Annotated in this window: 12 protein-coding genes; 10 read left to right on the top strand and 2 right to left on the bottom strand. The window is 69.0% G+C overall.

Features of this window, described 5'->3' with window-relative positions; all coding sequences use genetic code 11:
* Positions 1-163: 163 nt before the first annotated feature.
* From ACQFZP_RS14210 to ACQFZP_RS14235, 6 genes are all read left to right on the top strand, one after another.
* Positions 164-1,399, top strand: a complete 1,236-nt coding sequence (locus tag ACQFZP_RS14210) for an ROK family transcriptional regulator (protein WP_104311205.1) — start codon at positions 164-166, stop codon at positions 1,397-1,399.
* A gap of 183 nt (positions 1,400-1,582) precedes the next feature.
* The gene (locus tag ACQFZP_RS14215; RefSeq protein WP_104311204.1) at positions 1,583-2,944 is read left to right on the top strand and encodes an extracellular solute-binding protein; all 1,362 of its coding nucleotides are present in this window, start codon (positions 1,583-1,585) and stop codon (positions 2,942-2,944) included.
* Positions 2,944-3,885, top strand: coding sequence for a carbohydrate ABC transporter permease (locus ACQFZP_RS14220; RefSeq protein ID WP_179557339.1), 942 nt, complete (start codon positions 2,944-2,946; stop codon positions 3,883-3,885). Before ACQFZP_RS14215 ends, ACQFZP_RS14220 begins: the two co-directional genes overlap by 1 nt.
* A gap of 113 nt (positions 3,886-3,998) precedes the next feature.
* Positions 3,999-4,805: a carbohydrate ABC transporter permease gene (locus tag ACQFZP_RS14225; protein ID WP_249312579.1), complete on the top strand. Its 807-nt coding sequence runs from the start codon at positions 3,999-4,001 to the stop codon at positions 4,803-4,805.
* A gap of 40 nt (positions 4,806-4,845) precedes the next feature.
* The gene (locus ACQFZP_RS14230) at positions 4,846-7,890 is read left to right on the top strand and encodes an alpha-mannosidase (protein WP_211891742.1); all 3,045 of its coding nucleotides are present in this window, start codon (positions 4,846-4,848) and stop codon (positions 7,888-7,890) included.
* Positions 7,891-8,075: 185 nt separating this feature from the next.
* On the top strand, positions 8,076-8,468 hold the full coding sequence (locus tag ACQFZP_RS14235) for a VOC family protein (protein WP_211891743.1): 393 nt from the start codon (positions 8,076-8,078) through the stop codon (positions 8,466-8,468).
* Positions 8,469-8,579: 111 nt separating this feature from the next.
* Here the strand turns inward: ACQFZP_RS14235 and ACQFZP_RS14240 are convergent, their stop codons facing one another.
* A complete protein-coding gene (locus tag ACQFZP_RS14240) occupies positions 8,580-10,190 on the bottom strand; it encodes an L-lactate permease (protein WP_211891817.1) in 1,611 nt (536 codons plus the stop codon).
* A 212-nt stretch (positions 10,191-10,402) separates the two neighbouring features.
* On the opposite strand from ACQFZP_RS14240, the gene ACQFZP_RS14245 reads away from it, so the two are divergent.
* Positions 10,403-11,188, top strand: a complete 786-nt coding sequence (locus ACQFZP_RS14245) for a Fic family protein (protein WP_283245202.1) — start codon at positions 10,403-10,405, stop codon at positions 11,186-11,188.
* A 53-nt stretch (positions 11,189-11,241) separates the two neighbouring features.
* A complete protein-coding gene (locus ACQFZP_RS14250; RefSeq protein WP_211891745.1) occupies positions 11,242-11,757 on the top strand; it encodes an O-acetyl-ADP-ribose deacetylase in 516 nt (171 codons plus the stop codon).
* A 19-nt stretch (positions 11,758-11,776) separates the two neighbouring features.
* On the opposite strand, the gene ACQFZP_RS14255 is transcribed toward ACQFZP_RS14250, so the two are convergent.
* Positions 11,777-12,928 (bottom strand): glycerate kinase, encoded by a 1,152-nt coding sequence (locus ACQFZP_RS14255; RefSeq protein ID WP_211891746.1) that lies wholly within the window; start codon positions 12,926-12,928, stop codon positions 11,777-11,779.
* A gap of 100 nt (positions 12,929-13,028) precedes the next feature.
* Here ACQFZP_RS14255 and ACQFZP_RS14260 point away from each other — a divergent pair, with 100 nt between their 5' ends.
* Together ACQFZP_RS14260 and ACQFZP_RS14265 are read left to right on the top strand one after the other, a co-directional pair.
* Positions 13,029-14,066: a LacI family DNA-binding transcriptional regulator gene (locus tag ACQFZP_RS14260; RefSeq protein WP_104311198.1), complete on the top strand. Its 1,038-nt coding sequence runs from the start codon at positions 13,029-13,031 to the stop codon at positions 14,064-14,066.
* A 108-nt stretch (positions 14,067-14,174) separates the two neighbouring features.
* Positions 14,175-15,332, top strand: coding sequence for a Gfo/Idh/MocA family protein (locus ACQFZP_RS14265; RefSeq protein WP_211891747.1), 1,158 nt, complete (start codon positions 14,175-14,177; stop codon positions 15,330-15,332).
* Positions 15,333-15,347: the final 15 nt, after the last annotated feature.

Below are 15,347 nucleotides of genomic sequence, written 5' to 3' on the forward strand. Positions count from 1 at the left end.
CATCCGTTGCCGGATGCTCATGCCACGTACGGGGGCGTGGCGCCGTCCAAGCGTACTCACCCTCGGGGCGCGAGATTCTCCTGTTGAATCGCCAGGCGTCAACGATATTCCGGAATATGTGAGAACGTCAGTTCCCAAGATCAGGGCCGATGGGAGGTGGCGCGTGCGCCGTGGACACAATCTGGGAGCGGTCGGCGAGTTCAACCAGGCCGTCATCCTCGACCTCATCCGCCGCGCCCCGGACGGCCTGAGCCGGGTCGAGGTCGCGCAGGCCAGCGGCCTCTCCGCGCAGACGGCATCGAACATCACGCGCCGCCTCATCGACGGTGGCCTCGTGCGCGAGGGCGAACGCCTCATCACGGGGCCAGGGAAGCCGCGCACGCTGCTCCGCCTCAACGCGTCGAGCCGGTACACCGTGGGCGTGCACCTCGACCCGACCGTCATCACGTACGCCCTCCTCGATCTCGCGGGCTCGGTCGTCGCAGATCACCGCGCACGCACGCCGACGGCACCGGACCCCGCGGGCGTCATCGCTGACATGGCGCACGAGATCTCGGCGATCCTCGAACGCCAGTCGATCCCCCGCGAGCAGGTGCTCGGCGTCGGCATCGCGGCCCCGGGCCCCCTCGACGCCTCCCGCGGCAACGTCCTCGACCCGCCGATGCTCGACGGCTGGGACGTCGTGCCGCTGCGGGATGCGCTCAGCCAGGCGACCGGCTTCCCGGTTGTCCTCGAGAAGGACGTCACGGCGGCCGCGATCGCGGAGCTGTGGGTCGACTCGGGCCCGCGGCGGGACAACTTCGCGTTCTTCTACTACGGCACGGGCATCGGCATCGGGCTCGTCATCAACCACGAGGTGCTGCGCGGCGCGAGCGACAACGCGGGCGACATGGGGCACATCATGGTGCAGGCGGATGGCCCCGTCTGCTCGTGCGGGAGGCGCGGCTGCGTCGGCGACCTGGTCGTCCCGCACCGCATCGTGCAGCGGGCACTCGCCGCCGGCCTCATCGCGTCGGACTCCCCCGTCGACCGCGCCGACTTCGACGACGTCGATCGACTCTTCACGGAGTTCACGGCGCTCGCCATGCGGCACGACCCCGTCTCGCGCGAGATCGTCACGGGGGTAGCCACGCAGATCTCGCGAGCCATCGTCTCCATCGTGAACCTCCTCGACGTCGACACGATCGTGTTCGGCGGCCCGTTCTGGCGCCGCATCGAGCCGGCCCTCCTCGGCGCCATCCGCCACCTCGTGAACACCGACCCCGCGCTCATCCCGAAGCACCCGATCCACATCGAGAACTCCGGGATCGGCGAGGATGTCGCCGCCATCGGGGCCGGCTGCCTCGTGCTCGACCAGAGCCTCGCGCCGCATACCTCCGCGCTGCTGATCTCGCGCTGAAGTCGCGCTGATCTGCCGCTGACCTCTCCCTGATCGGGCTGCGCCCCACGTTCCCGGACGCGCTTCGGGGGCTTGCGGGAATGTCTTGACACGAGTTAATCCAATCGGTTTACTTATGGCAGGCCGAAGGCTCGACACCGATGTCGGACCACACGGAGAACGGTCGTGGAGCAAAGGAGCACCATGAAAAATCGCACACTCGGGGCCGTGGCAGTCGCCGCCGCCGCTGTGCTTGCACTGTCTGCCTGCGCTGGAGGCGACTCGGGCGGGGGCGACTCGAACACCCTGAAGGTCGCCTACCAGAAGTTCGGGCAGTTCACGCAGATGGACGACCACATGCAGAAGGTCAAGGCCGAGTACGAGGCGGCCAACGAGGGGATGACCGTCGAGCTCATCCCGATCGAGGCGCAGGAAGCCGACTACTTCGCGAAGCTCGCCCTCATGAACCGCTCCCCCGCGACGGCACCCGACGTCATGTACGAGGACACGTTCATGGTCAAGACCGACGTCGAGGCCGGCTACCTCGCGCCCCTCGACGACTACGTCGCCGACTGGGCCGACTGGGAGCAGTTCCCCGAGAACGCCCGCCAGGCTGGGCTCGGCGACGACGGCAAGGTCTACGGCATCCCCATGGGCACCGACACCCGCGCCCTCTGGTACAACCAGGACATCCTGAAGGCCGCGGGCGTGCAGGTGCCGTGGGAGCCGAAGACCTGGGACGACATCATCGCCGCGGCCGAGGCCGTGAAGGCCCACGACCCCAGCATCCGCCCCTTCAACATCTACTCGGGCAAGGCCATGTCAGAGGGCGCCTCGATGCAGGGCTTCCAGATGCTGCTCACTGGCACCGAGGACGAGCTGTTCAACACCGACGAGCAGAAGTGGGTGACCGGCTCGCAGGGCTTCATCGACTCCCTCACGTTCGTCGGCGACATCTACCAGGGCGGCCTCGGGCCGACCCCGCAGGAAGCGCTCGACAAGAACGTCGGCACGAACATCAACACCGACTGGATCCCCAGCGGCCAGCTCGCGATGAGCCTCGACGGCTCGTGGGTGAGCGGCACCTGGCTCGAGTCGGGCTCCAAGCCCTGGCCGGAATGGTCCGACGTCATGCAGGTCACCCCGATGCCGACGCAGGACGGGCAGGACCCTGGCGTCACGAGCATGTCGGGCGGATGGACGCTCGCCATGGGTGCGGGAACGAAGAACCCGGATGCGGCGTGGGACTTCATCAGCCTCGCCCTCAACCAGGAGAACGCGCTGAGCTACGACGTCGCGGCCAGCCAGGTGCCGGTGCGCACCGACGTCGCCGAGGCGCCCGAGTACACGGAGGCGAACCCGACGTTCGGGTTCTTCGCGGACCTCGTGCCCGACACGAACTTCCGCCCAGCCAACTCCGACTACTCGCAGGTCTCCGCAGCCATCACCGTGGCCATGGAGGCCGTCATGACCGGCCAGCAGACGCCTGAAGAGGCTGCCGCCGCCTACGACAAGGCCGTCATCGGCATCGTCGGCGAAGAGAACACGACGTCGGCGTCGAGCTGATGACCGCCACCCTCACACCGGCCTCGGGGGCGCCCCGCGCCCCCGAGGCCGGGAGGCCGCCGAAGCGACGGAAGGCGGTGACACGCCTCACGCGCGGCGTGCCGCTCCTGCCCGCCGTCGGCCTCCTCGCCGTCTTCCTCCTGGGCCCCGTCATCTCGTCGTTCTACGGCTCCTTCACCAACTCGTCACTGAGCGGTGTCGGCGCCTCGAGCGCGGAGTTCGTGGGCTTCCAGAACTACACCGACCTCTTCGCGAGCCCGGACTTCCCGAAGTCGGTGCTCATCACGCTCATCTTCCTCGTCGCCTCCGCGATCCTCGGCCAGAACGTGCTCGGGCTGGGGCTCGCCGTGCTCATGCAGTCGTCGAACAAGGTCGTCCGCAGCACGGTCAGCACGATCGTCGTGACCGCGTGGGTGCTGCCGGAGATCGTGGCGGCCTTCGCCGCGTACGCGTTCTTCAGCGACGCGGGCACACTCAACACGATGCTCGCGGCCATCGGCATCACCGGCCCCAACTGGCTGTACACGCTGCCGCTGCTGAGCGTGATCCTCGCCAACACGTGGCGCGGCACCGCGTTCTCGATGCTGGTCTACCGGGCCGCCCTCAACGACGTGCCGCCCGAGATCACCGAGGCGGCCGAGGTCGACGGCGCCAAGGGATGGCAGCGGTTCACCCTCATCACGCTGCCCATGATCCGCCGCAGCATCTCCACGAACCTCATGCTCACGACCCTGCAGACGCTCTCCGTCTTCGCGCTCATCTTCGTGATGACCAACGGCGGGCCAGGAACAGACAGCACGACGCTGCCGCTCCTCGCCTACCAGGAGGCGTTCCGCTTCGGCCAGCTCGGCTTCGGCACCGCCATCGCCACCATGCTCCTGCTCGTCGGCGCGCTCTTCTCGGTCGCCTACATTCGGGCGCTCAAACCGGAGGTGGACTGACCATGACAACCCACACATCCGTGGCCGCGGCTGACCCCGCGCCCACCACCAGATCCATCGCAACCGGCAGCCACCACGTCGAGACGAGCGCGGCCGCCCCACGGGGGCGCGCGATGCGCTGGTTCGCCAACATCGTGCTCAGCGTCATCGGCGTCATCTTCCTCCTCCCCCTCGTCTGGCTCGTGCTCGCGTCCTTCGACGAGGTCGCCACCCTGTCGGTGAAGTGGCCGGAAGCGCCGTCGCTCGCCAACTTCACGGCCGTCCTCACCCCCGAGATCTCGCTCGTCCCGCTCTGGAACAGCCTCGTGCTCTCCGGCGGATGCGCGATCGTGACGGTGCTCGCGGCGATCCTTGCCGCGTATCCGCTCTCCCGGTACAAGTCGCGCATCAACAAGCCGTTCCTCTACGGGGTGCTGTTCGGGACCTGCCTGCCGATCACCGCGATGATGGTGCCCGTCTACGCACTGTTCGTGGCGTTCAACCTCATCGACAACATGTTCGGCACCATCCTGTTCCTCGCCGCCACCTCGCTGCCCATGGCGATCTGGATGATGAAGAACTTCATGGACTCGGTACCCGTCTCCCTCGAGGAGGCGGCCTGGACGGACGGCGCCTCCGCCATGGCGACGCTGCGACTCATCGTCGTGCCGCTCATGCGGCCAGGCATCGCGGTCGTGTTCATCTTCGTCTTCATCCAGACGTGGGGGAACTTCTTCATCCCGTTCATCCTGCTGCTGAGCCCCGACAAGCTGCCCGCCGCGGTGAGCATCTTCTCCTTCTTCGGCCAGTACGGCGCAGTCGCCTACGGGCAGCTCGCCGCGTTCTCCCTCCTCTACTCCGTGCCGGTCCTGGCGCTGTACGTGCTCGTGTCCCGCCTCGGCGGTGGCTCGTTCGCGCTCGCCGGTGCCGTCAAGGGCTGACCCGACTTCCAACGTCTCCTTCAACGCAGAAAGGCGCCCCATGCCTGACCCCACACAGTTCGTCGACCTCCGCATCCGGCGGTTCGTGTCCGAACGCCTCACCCCCGCCATCTACCGCGAGCGCGAACAGCTCACGGTCACCTCGTGGGATGTGCCGGGCGAGCCCGTTCCGTTCGCCGAGGCGATCACCCAGCAGTTCGCGCCCTTCCGGGTCGGCTCCGAGTGGAGCCGGCCGTGGGGAACCACGTGGTTCCACGTCACCGGCACGGTTCCCGCCGACTGGGAGATGACGGATGCGCGCGTCGAGGTGCTCGTCGACCTCGGCTTCGTGAGCGGGCACCCCGGCTTCCAGGCCGAGGGCCTCGTCTGGACCCCGGAGGGGCACATCCTCAAGGCCATCGAGCCGCGCAACACCGCGGTGCCGCTGAAGATCGGGCCAGGCGACAGCATCGACCTCTATATAGAGGCCGCTTCGAACCCGGATGTGCAGGGCGAGTCGGTCTACGCGCCGACCCCCATGGGCGACCTCGCCACCTCGGGTGATGCCCCCATCTACCGGACGCGGGTCCTCGACATCGGCCTGCGCGACGTCTCCGTGTGGGAGCTCGCGCAGGACGTGTGGACGCTGGACGGCCTCTGGCGCGAGCTCGGCGAGGAGCAGCCTCGGCGCGCGGAGATCCTGCGCGGACTCGAGCGCCTCATCGACACGCTCGACCCGGACGACATCTCCGGCACGGCGACGGCCGGGCGCGAGGTGCTCGCCCCGCTGCTCGCCTCCCCCGCCTACGCGAGCGCCCACCACCTGGTTGCCGTCGGGCACGCGCACATCGACTCGGCCTGGCTGTGGCCCGTCCGGGAGACGATCCGCAAGTGCGCCCGCACCTTCTCGAACGTGCTGTCGCTCATGGACGAGAACGACGACTTCCTGTTCGCCTGCTCGTCCGCGCAGCAGTTCGCGTGGATGAAGGAGCACTACCCGGATCTCTTCGAGCGCATCAAGGTGCGGGTCCTCGAGGGTCGCTTCGTGCCCGTGGGCGGCATGTGGGTGGAGTCGGACACGAACCTGCCCGGCGGTGAGGCCATGGCCCGCCAGTTCGTCGCGGGCAAGGGCTTCTTCATCCGCGAGTTCGGGATCGAACCGCCAGAGGTGTGGCTGCCCGACTCCTTCGGCTACTCGGCGGCGCTCCCCCAGATCGTCAAGGCAGCAGGGTCGAAGTACTTCCTGACGCAGAAGCCGTCGTGGAACGAGACGAACGTCATGCCGCACCACACGTTCAACTGGGAGGGTATCGACGGCTCGCAGGTGTTCACGCACTTCCCGCCCGTCGCCACCTACAACTCCGTCCTCTCGCAGGAGGAGCTGCACAAGGCGCAGCGCGACTACAAGGAGAAGGGCGAAGCGAACTCGTCGCTCGTGCCGTTCGGCTACGGCAACGGCGGCGGCGGCCCGACGCGCGAGATGGTCGCGGCGGCCGAGCGCACGCGCAACCTCGAGGGCTCCCCGACGGTCGAGATGACCAGCCCGCAGGCGTTCTTCGAGCAGGCCGAGGCCGAGCTCGCGCAGCCGCCGGTGTGGTCCGGCGAGATCTACCTCGAGTTCCACCGAGGCACGTACACGTCGCAGGCGCGCACGAAGCGAGGCAACCGCCGCAGCGAGCACCTGCTGCGCGAGGCGGAGCTGTGGGCGACCGCCGCCACCATCCGCACGGGCACGGCCTACCCCTACGCCGAGCTCGAGTCTGCCTGGCAGACGGTGCTGCTGCAGCAGTTCCACGACATCCTCCCCGGCTCCTCCATCGCCTGGGTGCACCAGGTCGCGGAGGAGCACTACGAGCGGGTCGCGGGTGAACTCGAGACGCTCATCTCCTCGGCGCTCGGCTCGCTGACCGGTGCCGGCGAGACGGCGCTGCTCGCGAACGCCGGACCGTACGCCGTGGACGGCGTGCCCGCGCTCGGTGGTGGCGCATCCGGTGCGGGCTCGACTGCCGACACCTCTCCCGTGACGCTCACGCGGTCCGGCGACGACCTGGTGCTCGACAACTCGCTCGTGCGGGTCACGATCGACGCCGACGGGCTCGTCTCGTCGCTCTTCGACGTCGCCGCCGACCGCGAGCTGGTCCCGGCCGGCGAGCGCGCTGCCGAGCTCTGGGTCTACCGCGATACGCCCGCACAGTGGGATGCGTGGGACATCGACGTGCACTACCAGCGCCACGGCCGGCCGATCCGATCGGTCGACTCGATCGAGGTCGTCTCGGAGAGCACCGACCGGGTCGTCGTCAAGGTGTCGCGTTCGGACGGAGCGAGCACGTTCGTGCAGGAGCTGTCGCTGAGCGCGGGGCGCCCGACGCTCGACCTGACGACGGACGTCGACTGGCACGAGCGGCAGAAGCTGCTGAAGCTGGCGTTCCCGCTGGACGTGCACGCGGAGCGGTCGTCGTCGGAGATCCAGTTCGGGCACGTGAACCGGCCGATCCACCGCAACACGTCGTGGGATGTGGCGCGGTTCGAGACGAGCGCGCACCGTTGGGTGCACGTCGGCGAGACCGGCTACGGCGTCGCGGTCGCGAACGATTCGACGTACGGGCACGACGTGACGCGCACGACCCGGGATGGTGGTGGCACGACAACCCTCGTGCGGGAATCGCTGCTGCGGGCGCCCACGTTCCCGGACCCGCACGCCGATCAGGGACGGCATGTGCTGCGCACCTCGGTGCGCGTGGGCGCGGATGTGCTGGATGCGGCCGCTGAGGGCTACCGGCTGAACGTCGGCCCGCGCCCGGTGACGGGTTCGGCGCCGATCGAGCCGCTGCTCACGGTCGACAACCCCGCGGTTGTCGTCGAGGCCGTGAAGCTGGCGGAGGACAGGAGCGGCGACGTGGTCGTCCGCTTCTATGAGGCTCGCGGTGCGAAGGCTCGGGCAGTCGTGACGCCCGGGTTCGCGTTCGAGTCGGTCGCTGAGACCGACCTGCTCGAGCGTGACGTCGACCAGACGGCGATCGTGGATGCTGAGGGCGCGCTGGCGCTGTCCGTGCGCCCGTTCCAGCTGGTCACGCTGCGCTTCCGTGGGGTGTCAGCGCTGCGCTGACATCTGGGGAGACCGGGCGGCGCAGACTGCGCTGCCCGCCCGGTCCGACGCTGTGGCGAACCGCACCTCCCGCTCCTGGGGTGCAGGTTCGCCACAGCTTTTTCACGCCGCGCCCCGGGATCTCACGGGGGCGGCGTGAGACGGTGAGCGGAGCGCGCATCCCCCGAGGCGCGCAGGAATGAGCGATGATGCCCACCTTCACGAACCTCCACCACGTCGCGGTCACCGTGCGCGACCTCCAAGCGAGCGTCGCCTTCTACGAGCAGGTGTTCGGCTTCGAGCCAGCGACCGAGATCGACGATGCGACCCTGCACCGCAAGCTGTTCGCGCTGCCCGGCGGCACGAATCTCGGCCTGACACAGCACGATCGCGGCGACGACGCCGGGTTCTCCCCCTTCTCTCCGGGGCTCGATCACCTCGGGTTCGAGGTAGAGAACCAGGATGAGCTCGAGGCCTGGGCGCAGCACCTGACCGAGCGCGGCATCGAGCACGGCGGCATCGTCGAGGCTCCGTACGGCTACGCGCTGAGCTTCAAGGACCCCGACCAGATCGCGCTGGAGTTCTTCGTCTCGAAGTGAGGCCCGCGTCCTCCCGCGGAGTTGTGGCAGAGCGCTGGTCGCCACGCTCGGAACCGCACCACGCCACAACGCTGCGCCCCTGAAGCGAGCCGGGACCAGCGGCTGCGCGGGCTACACCGGCAGCAGCACCGACAGCGTGAAGCTCCACACGCAGATGAAGGCGAGCATCCCGAGGCTGTAGCCGATGGACGTGCGCAGTATCTCGCCCTCCCGCCCTGAGAGCCCGACGGCACCGGCCGCGATCGCGATGGACTGCGGTGAGATGACCTTCGCGGTTGTGCCGCCCGCCGTGTTCGCGGCGACGAGCAGCTCGGGCGAGACGCCGATGCGGCCCGCGGTCGCGACCTGCAGGGGCCCGAAGAGGGTGTTGTTGTTGACGACGGACCCCGTGAGGAACACGCCGAGCCACCCGATTATGGGTGCGAGGAGCGGGAAGACGGGCCCGACGGCGGCGAGGGCGCTGCCGATGCTGGCCGACCCGCCGGAGTAGTTGGCGATGTTGGCGAGCACGAGGATGAGCGCGATCAGGACGAGCGCCTGCCAGAGCTCGCGGAAGGTTGCGACGAGCTCGTGCCAGAGGTCGGCTGCCCTGAGGCTCGGCGTCGTGAGGAACGACACGATGACGGCGAGCAGGATGGCGGTGCCGGTGGCGCTGATGGGCGCGAAGTCCCAGGTGCTGGCGACGGGGTCGCCGCTCGGGAGAGCGATCTGGCCGGTGAGTCCCGGGATGGGGAACTTGATGACCGCGGCTGCGAGGGGACCGTCGGCGGCGAAGAGCTGCTTGAAGGCGGGGATGCTCCACACCAGGATGAGGGCGGTGAGGATGTAGAAGGGGCTCCAGGCGACGGCGATCTCACGGACGCTGTGTCGCTCGACGGCGGGTGCCGCTTCCCCGCTCTCGCGGAAGATGCGCTTCGGCTGCCACACCCGGCCGAAGGCGAAGAGGGCGAGCATGGCGGCGAGGCCGGAGCCGAGGTCGGCCAGCTCGGGGCCGAGGAACCAGAGGACGCTGGCCTGCACCCCGCTGAAGACGACGCTGACCAGGAGGGTCGCCGGCCAGGTCTCGCGGAGTCCGCGCCATCCGTCGAGGATGATGACGAGCAGGAACGGGACGAGGAACGTGAGGGGCTGCAGGAGCAGCATCATCGTGCGGGACATCTCGAGCACTTCGACGCCAGCGACCTGCGCGCCCACGATGACCGGGATGCCGATGGCTCCGTAGGCGCCGGCGGCGACGTTCGCGACGAGCGACAGCATGGCGGCTTTCACGGGCTTGAAGCCGAGCTGCACGAGCAGGGCGGCACAGATCGCGATGGGCACGCCGAAGCCTGCCGCGCCTTCGAGGAACGCGCCGAAGGCGAAGCTGATGAGCAGCACCTGGATGCGCTGGTCGGGTGAGATGCCGGAGATGGATGCGCGGATCACGTCGAAGCGTCCGCTGGCGACGGCGAGGCGGTAGAGCCACACGGCCATGACGATGATGTAGGCGATGGGCCAGATGGCGGTGAGGATGCCGAGGAGTCCGGACCCTGCGACGGCGGTGCCCGGCATCTCGAACGCGATCAGGGCGACGATGATCTCGGCGACGACGGCGATGCTGGCCGCGAGGATGCCCTTCATCTTGAGCGCCGTGAGGCAGATGAGGAAGATGGCGATGGGGATCACGGCGACGAGCGCCGACAGCCACGGGTTCCCGAACGGGTCGATGTCCTGCATCCACAGTGCTTCAGTGACCACGGGAGGCTCCGTTCGCTGCGGGGCGGAGCGCATCGGGGAGAGCGCGCTCAGCTCTGCTCGTCACAGTAGCGGGCGCGGGTGCCGGCATGCGAGCGTTTCCCTCCAACACTGGCTTAGTAACACTTCCCGCGAGAAGTGTTACTAAGCTCGGAGGATGATGACATCGGCAGGAAGCCGCAGTCGCGCTGACGGAGCGTCTGTCCGTCTCGGCCATCCTGTCCATGCACCGTGAGCTGCTCGCGCACCAGCCAGGCATGGAAGAGCATGCCGGCCAGCTCCGCGGGGAACTCGTCTGGATCGGGAAGGAAAATGCGGGTCCACGCGATGCCGACTTCGTCGCCCCCCAACCCGACCTCATCACCTCGGCGCTCGCCGATCTGCTAACGTTCGCGGATCGCGTGGACCTGCCGACCATGCTGCAGATCGCTGTCGCGCACGCGCAGTTCGAGACGATCCATCCGTTCATCGATGGGAACGGTCGAACGGGCCGCGCCCTCGTGCAGATCATGCTGCGCGCCAGCGGCATCGCCTCGCACACCACCGTGCCGCTTTCCGCAGGGCTGCTGACCGACCTTGATCGCTACTTCGATGCCCTCGGTGCATTCAGGGCCGGGGACGCCGAGCCGATCGTGCGTACCTTCGCGGGGGCCGCGAGGTTCGCGGCAGCAGCAGGTGGGGACCTCGTGGATGCGCTGCGGTCGGCACTCGACGAATCACGCGAGCTCCTCGCGGGCGTGCGCCCCCAGGCGACCGGGCTGCGGCTGCTGCCGTTGCTCATCGGTCAGCCGATCGTCGATTCGGCCTTCGTGCAGCGTGCCCTCGCCGTCGATGTCGTGACCGCGAATCGCGCGCTGTCTCTGCTGACGGAACGCGGCGTCCTCACGGAGCAGACCGGCAGGCGCCGAGGGAAGGTGTGGCAGCACTCGGGGATCCTCGAAGCCCTGGAGGACTTCGCTGCGGGTATCCGACGCGCCCGTCGTTGATCTCTGCGCCGCATTCACCGGTTCTGTTGACGCGGCTGCGGGAGACTGCTCGCATGACGCGCATCGTGCCGGTTCTCGGCGACATCACCCAGCAGGAGGTCGACGCGGTGGTGAACGCCGCCAACAACGGCATGCGCGGAGGTGGCGGCGTCGACGGAGCCATCCACCGCGCGGGCGGGCCCGCCGTGCTGCGCGACTGCATCGCCCGCTTCCCCGACGGCCTCGCCACGGGGGACGCCGGATACACGACGGCCGGCGACCTGCCGGCCCGGTGGGTCATCCACACGGTTGGGCCTGACCACGGTTCGGGCCAGCGCGACCGGTCGCTGCTCACCTCGTGCTATCGGCGCTCGCTCGAGGTCGCCGACGAGCTGGGCGCGACGACGATCGCGTTCCCGCTCATCAGCGCTGGCATCTACGCGTGGCCGCTCGACGACGCGATCGCCGCGGCCGTCGACACCATCGCGGAATCGGGAACCCGCGTCGATGAGGCACGCCTCGTGGCACGCGACCCGCAGATCTTCGCGGATGTCGAGCGCGCGCTCACCGCTCGAGGCCTCGGCGCCTGAGTCCCGCCAGCCCGCCGACCTAGAACTCGAGCGCCTGCGCCATCCGCTCCCCTGCGACCTCGACCCAGTGCAGGGTCTCCTCCATGGCGCGTTGCCCCGAGCCGGCGAGCTCCGACAGCGACAGGATGCTGACCCCGGCGAGCGCCAGGGTCTCGCGCTGGTCCGCGTCGAGCCCGACCCGCCCTGCGATCACCCCGAAGCGCGCGCCCTCCTCTTCCGCGAGCGCGCGGACGAGCGACGGCACCTTGCCCGCCTCGGACTGCGCGTCGAAGCTGCCCTCCCCTGTGATGACGAGGTCCGCCCCGCGTACGAGGGCCGGCAGGCCGATCGCGTCAGCGACGGCGATGGCGCCTGCCGATATCTCCCCGCCGATTGCGAGCACCCCGAATCCCGTGCCACCTGCGGCTCCGGACCCCGGCTGGGCGGTGAGCGCGGCGACGTCCCCGCTCGTCTCCGGCGCACCGCCGAGCACCTCGGCGAATCGAGCGAGCCCCGCCTCGAGCGTCGGCACGTCATCGACGGATGCGCCCTTCTGCGGTCCGAAGACGGACGCGGCCCCGAGCTCGCCGAACAGCGGATTCACGACGTCCGTCAGGGCGACCACGCCGTCGACGGGGAGCGGCGCGAGGCCGGACACGTCCAGCGTCTCGAGCGCGTGCAGCCCGCCGTTTCCTGGCGGGATGCTCGCCCCGCCGCCGTCGAGCAGTCGAACCCCGAGCCCCGTGAGCAAGCCGGCCCCGCCGTCCGTCGACGCGCTGCTGCCCAGCCCGACCAGCACGCGCCTCGCGCCGTGCTCGGTCGCGTACCGGATGGCCTGCCCGAGCCCGACGGTCGACGCGCGGAAGCAGGAGTCCCGGTCGACGCGCTCGAGGAGGGCGATCCCGCTCGTCTCGGCGAGCTCGACCACCCACGTGCCGTCGGGCAGCTCCACGAGCGCAGCATCCACCGGGTCGCCGAGCGGCCCCTCGACCGACACGACGACAACGCGCGCCCCAGGCACCGAACCTGCGATCGCAGCCGTCGTGCCCTCACCCCCGTCAGCCATCGGCACCTCGACGCACTCGTCATCCGGCCTCGCGCGCTGCCAACCCCGCCTGATCGCCGCGGCGACCTCCGCCGCCGAAGCGGTGCCCTTGAACGAGTCCGGTGCGATGACGATTCGACGCTGCATGCCGCCAATCTACCGAGGAGCCCAGCGCGAGGAAAGCGTTTCCCACTAGGCTCCTTCTCGTCAGAGTGGCGCGCAACGCTGCACGCCGGGGAGGAGACCCGTGAGTCGGCACGGAAATCACGTCACGCTCGGGGAGGTCGCGCAGGCTGCGGGCGTCTCCATCGCCACGGCCTCGCGCGCCATCAACGGCAGCGCTGGCAGGCGCGTGAACGAGGAGATCCGCAAGCGCGTCCAGGAGACCGCGGATCGACTCGGCTACTCGCCGAACCTCAGCGCGCAGGCCGTCGCACGCGGTGCTTCCTCGACCATCGCCGTCGTCGTCAGCGACATCGCCGACCCCTACTTCAGCGCCATCGCCGCCGGCGTCATGCGCGGAGCCGAGGAGGCGAACCTCATCGTGACGATCGCCGCGGCCGAGCGCAGCGTCACGAATGAACTCGAGATCGTGCGAACCCTGCGCGGGCAGCGCCCCCGCGCCATCATCCTGACCGGCTCGCGTCGCATCGACGACCCCCAGCAGTCGGCGCTCGAAGAACAGCTGCTCGCCTACGCGGCTTCCGGTGGACGAGTCGTGCTGGTCGCTCAGGCTCCGTCGCCGTTCGACGTCGTCGAGCTTCGCAACCGGGCAGGCGCGCAGGAACTCGCCCGCCAGCTCGTGGGGCAGGGCGGACGCGAGTTCGGGATCATCACGGGCCCGCTCGACCTGCTCACGAACCGCGACCGCGTGGATGGGTTCCGTGCGGGCCTCGACGAGGCGGACCTCAGCGTCGACGACGACGCCGTCATCTCGGCGGCCTTCACGCGCGATGGCGGCTACGAGGCCCTTCGCACGCTCCTCTCCCGGTTTCCGGACACCGACACGATCTTCGCGACCAGCGATCTCATGGCCACCGGCGTCCTCACCGCGCTCCGGGACCTCGGCCGGGAACCGGGTCGGGATGTGTCGGTCGCGGGCTTCGACGACATCGCGCTCGTCCGCGACGTCACGCCCCCGCTGACCACCGTCGTCGCGCCGTTGAGCGACATGGGCTATCGCGCGGTTCGGCTCGCTCTCGCTGAACGCGGTGAGGACGGGCCGGTCGTGCTCCCCGTCAACACGGCCGTCGTCATCCGGGAGAGCACGCCGCGGCGCAGCTGACGGCAGCAGGCTCCGACGTTCGATCTTGTTCGTTCTGCTTGTCTCGGTAAGCGCTTTCCAATACGCTGATCTGAGCCTCAACGCCGAGGCTCAGACGAGAGGATGAATATGACCACGGACAAGCTCGGGATCATCGTCAATGGCGCGACGGGGCGCATGGGCTACCGCCAGCACCTCGTCCGCTCGCTGCTGGCGCTTCGCGACGAAGGCGGCATCCCGCTCTCGGACGGGACACGCCGCCCGATCGAGCTCTACCTGGTTGCCCGCAACGAGGAACGACTTCGCGAGCTGGCAGCGAAGCACGGCATCGAGAAGTACACGACCGACCTCGACGTGGCGCTCGCCGACGACGACTTCCCCGTCTACTTCGACGCCCTCATCACCCGCCTGCGGGTGCCCGCGATCCGCAAGGCCATCGCGGCCGGCAAGGCCATCTACACCGAGAAGCCCACCGCCGAGAGCTACGCGGATGCGCTGGCGCTCGCCGAGGAGGCCGAAGCCGCTGGCGTCAAGAACGGCGTCGTGCACGACAAGCTCTACCTGCCGGGCCTCCTGAAGCTGCGCCGCCTCATCGAGAGCGGCTTCTTCGGCGAGATCCTCTCGGTGCGCGGCGAATTCGGCTACTGGGTCTTCGAGGGCGACTGGCAGCCGGCGCAGCGCCCGAGCTGGAACTACCGCTCCGAAGACGGCGGCGGGATCGTCGTCGACATGTTCCCGCATTGGAACTACGTCATCGAGAACCTCTTCGGTGAGATCTCGTCCGTCTACGCAGAGACGCGCACGCACATCCCGGAGCGCGTCGACGAGTCAGGAAAGCGCTACACGGCCACCGCCGATGACGCCGCCTACGCGATCTTCGACCTCGCCGACGGCCCGATCGTGCAGTTCAACTCGAGCTGGACGGTGCGCGTCAACCGTGACGAGCTCGTCGAGATCCACGTCGACGGCACGCACGGCAGCGCCGTCGTCGGCCTGTTCGGCGCGAAGGTGCAGCCGCGGAATGTGACGCCGAAGCCCACCTGGAACCCCGATCTGCGCGATGAGCACGACTACTCAGCCGATTGGATCGAGGTGCCGCAGAACGACGCCGTCGACAACGGGTTCAAGCTGCAGTGGATCGAGTTCCTCCGCTACGTGCTCGACGACGGCACGCACGACTACGACTTCCGCTCAGGCGCCAAGGGCATGCTGCTCGCCGAGGCCGCTCTCGAGTCGAGCGCCTCGGGCCGCCGGGTGTCGCTGGCTGACCAGGATGGCGCAAAGTGACCACGACGCAGCTGA

The sequence above is a fragment of the Pseudoclavibacter sp. Marseille-Q434 genome (assembly GCF_050315415.1).
Lineage (GTDB): Bacteria > Actinomycetota > Actinomycetes > Actinomycetales > Microbacteriaceae > Pseudoclavibacter.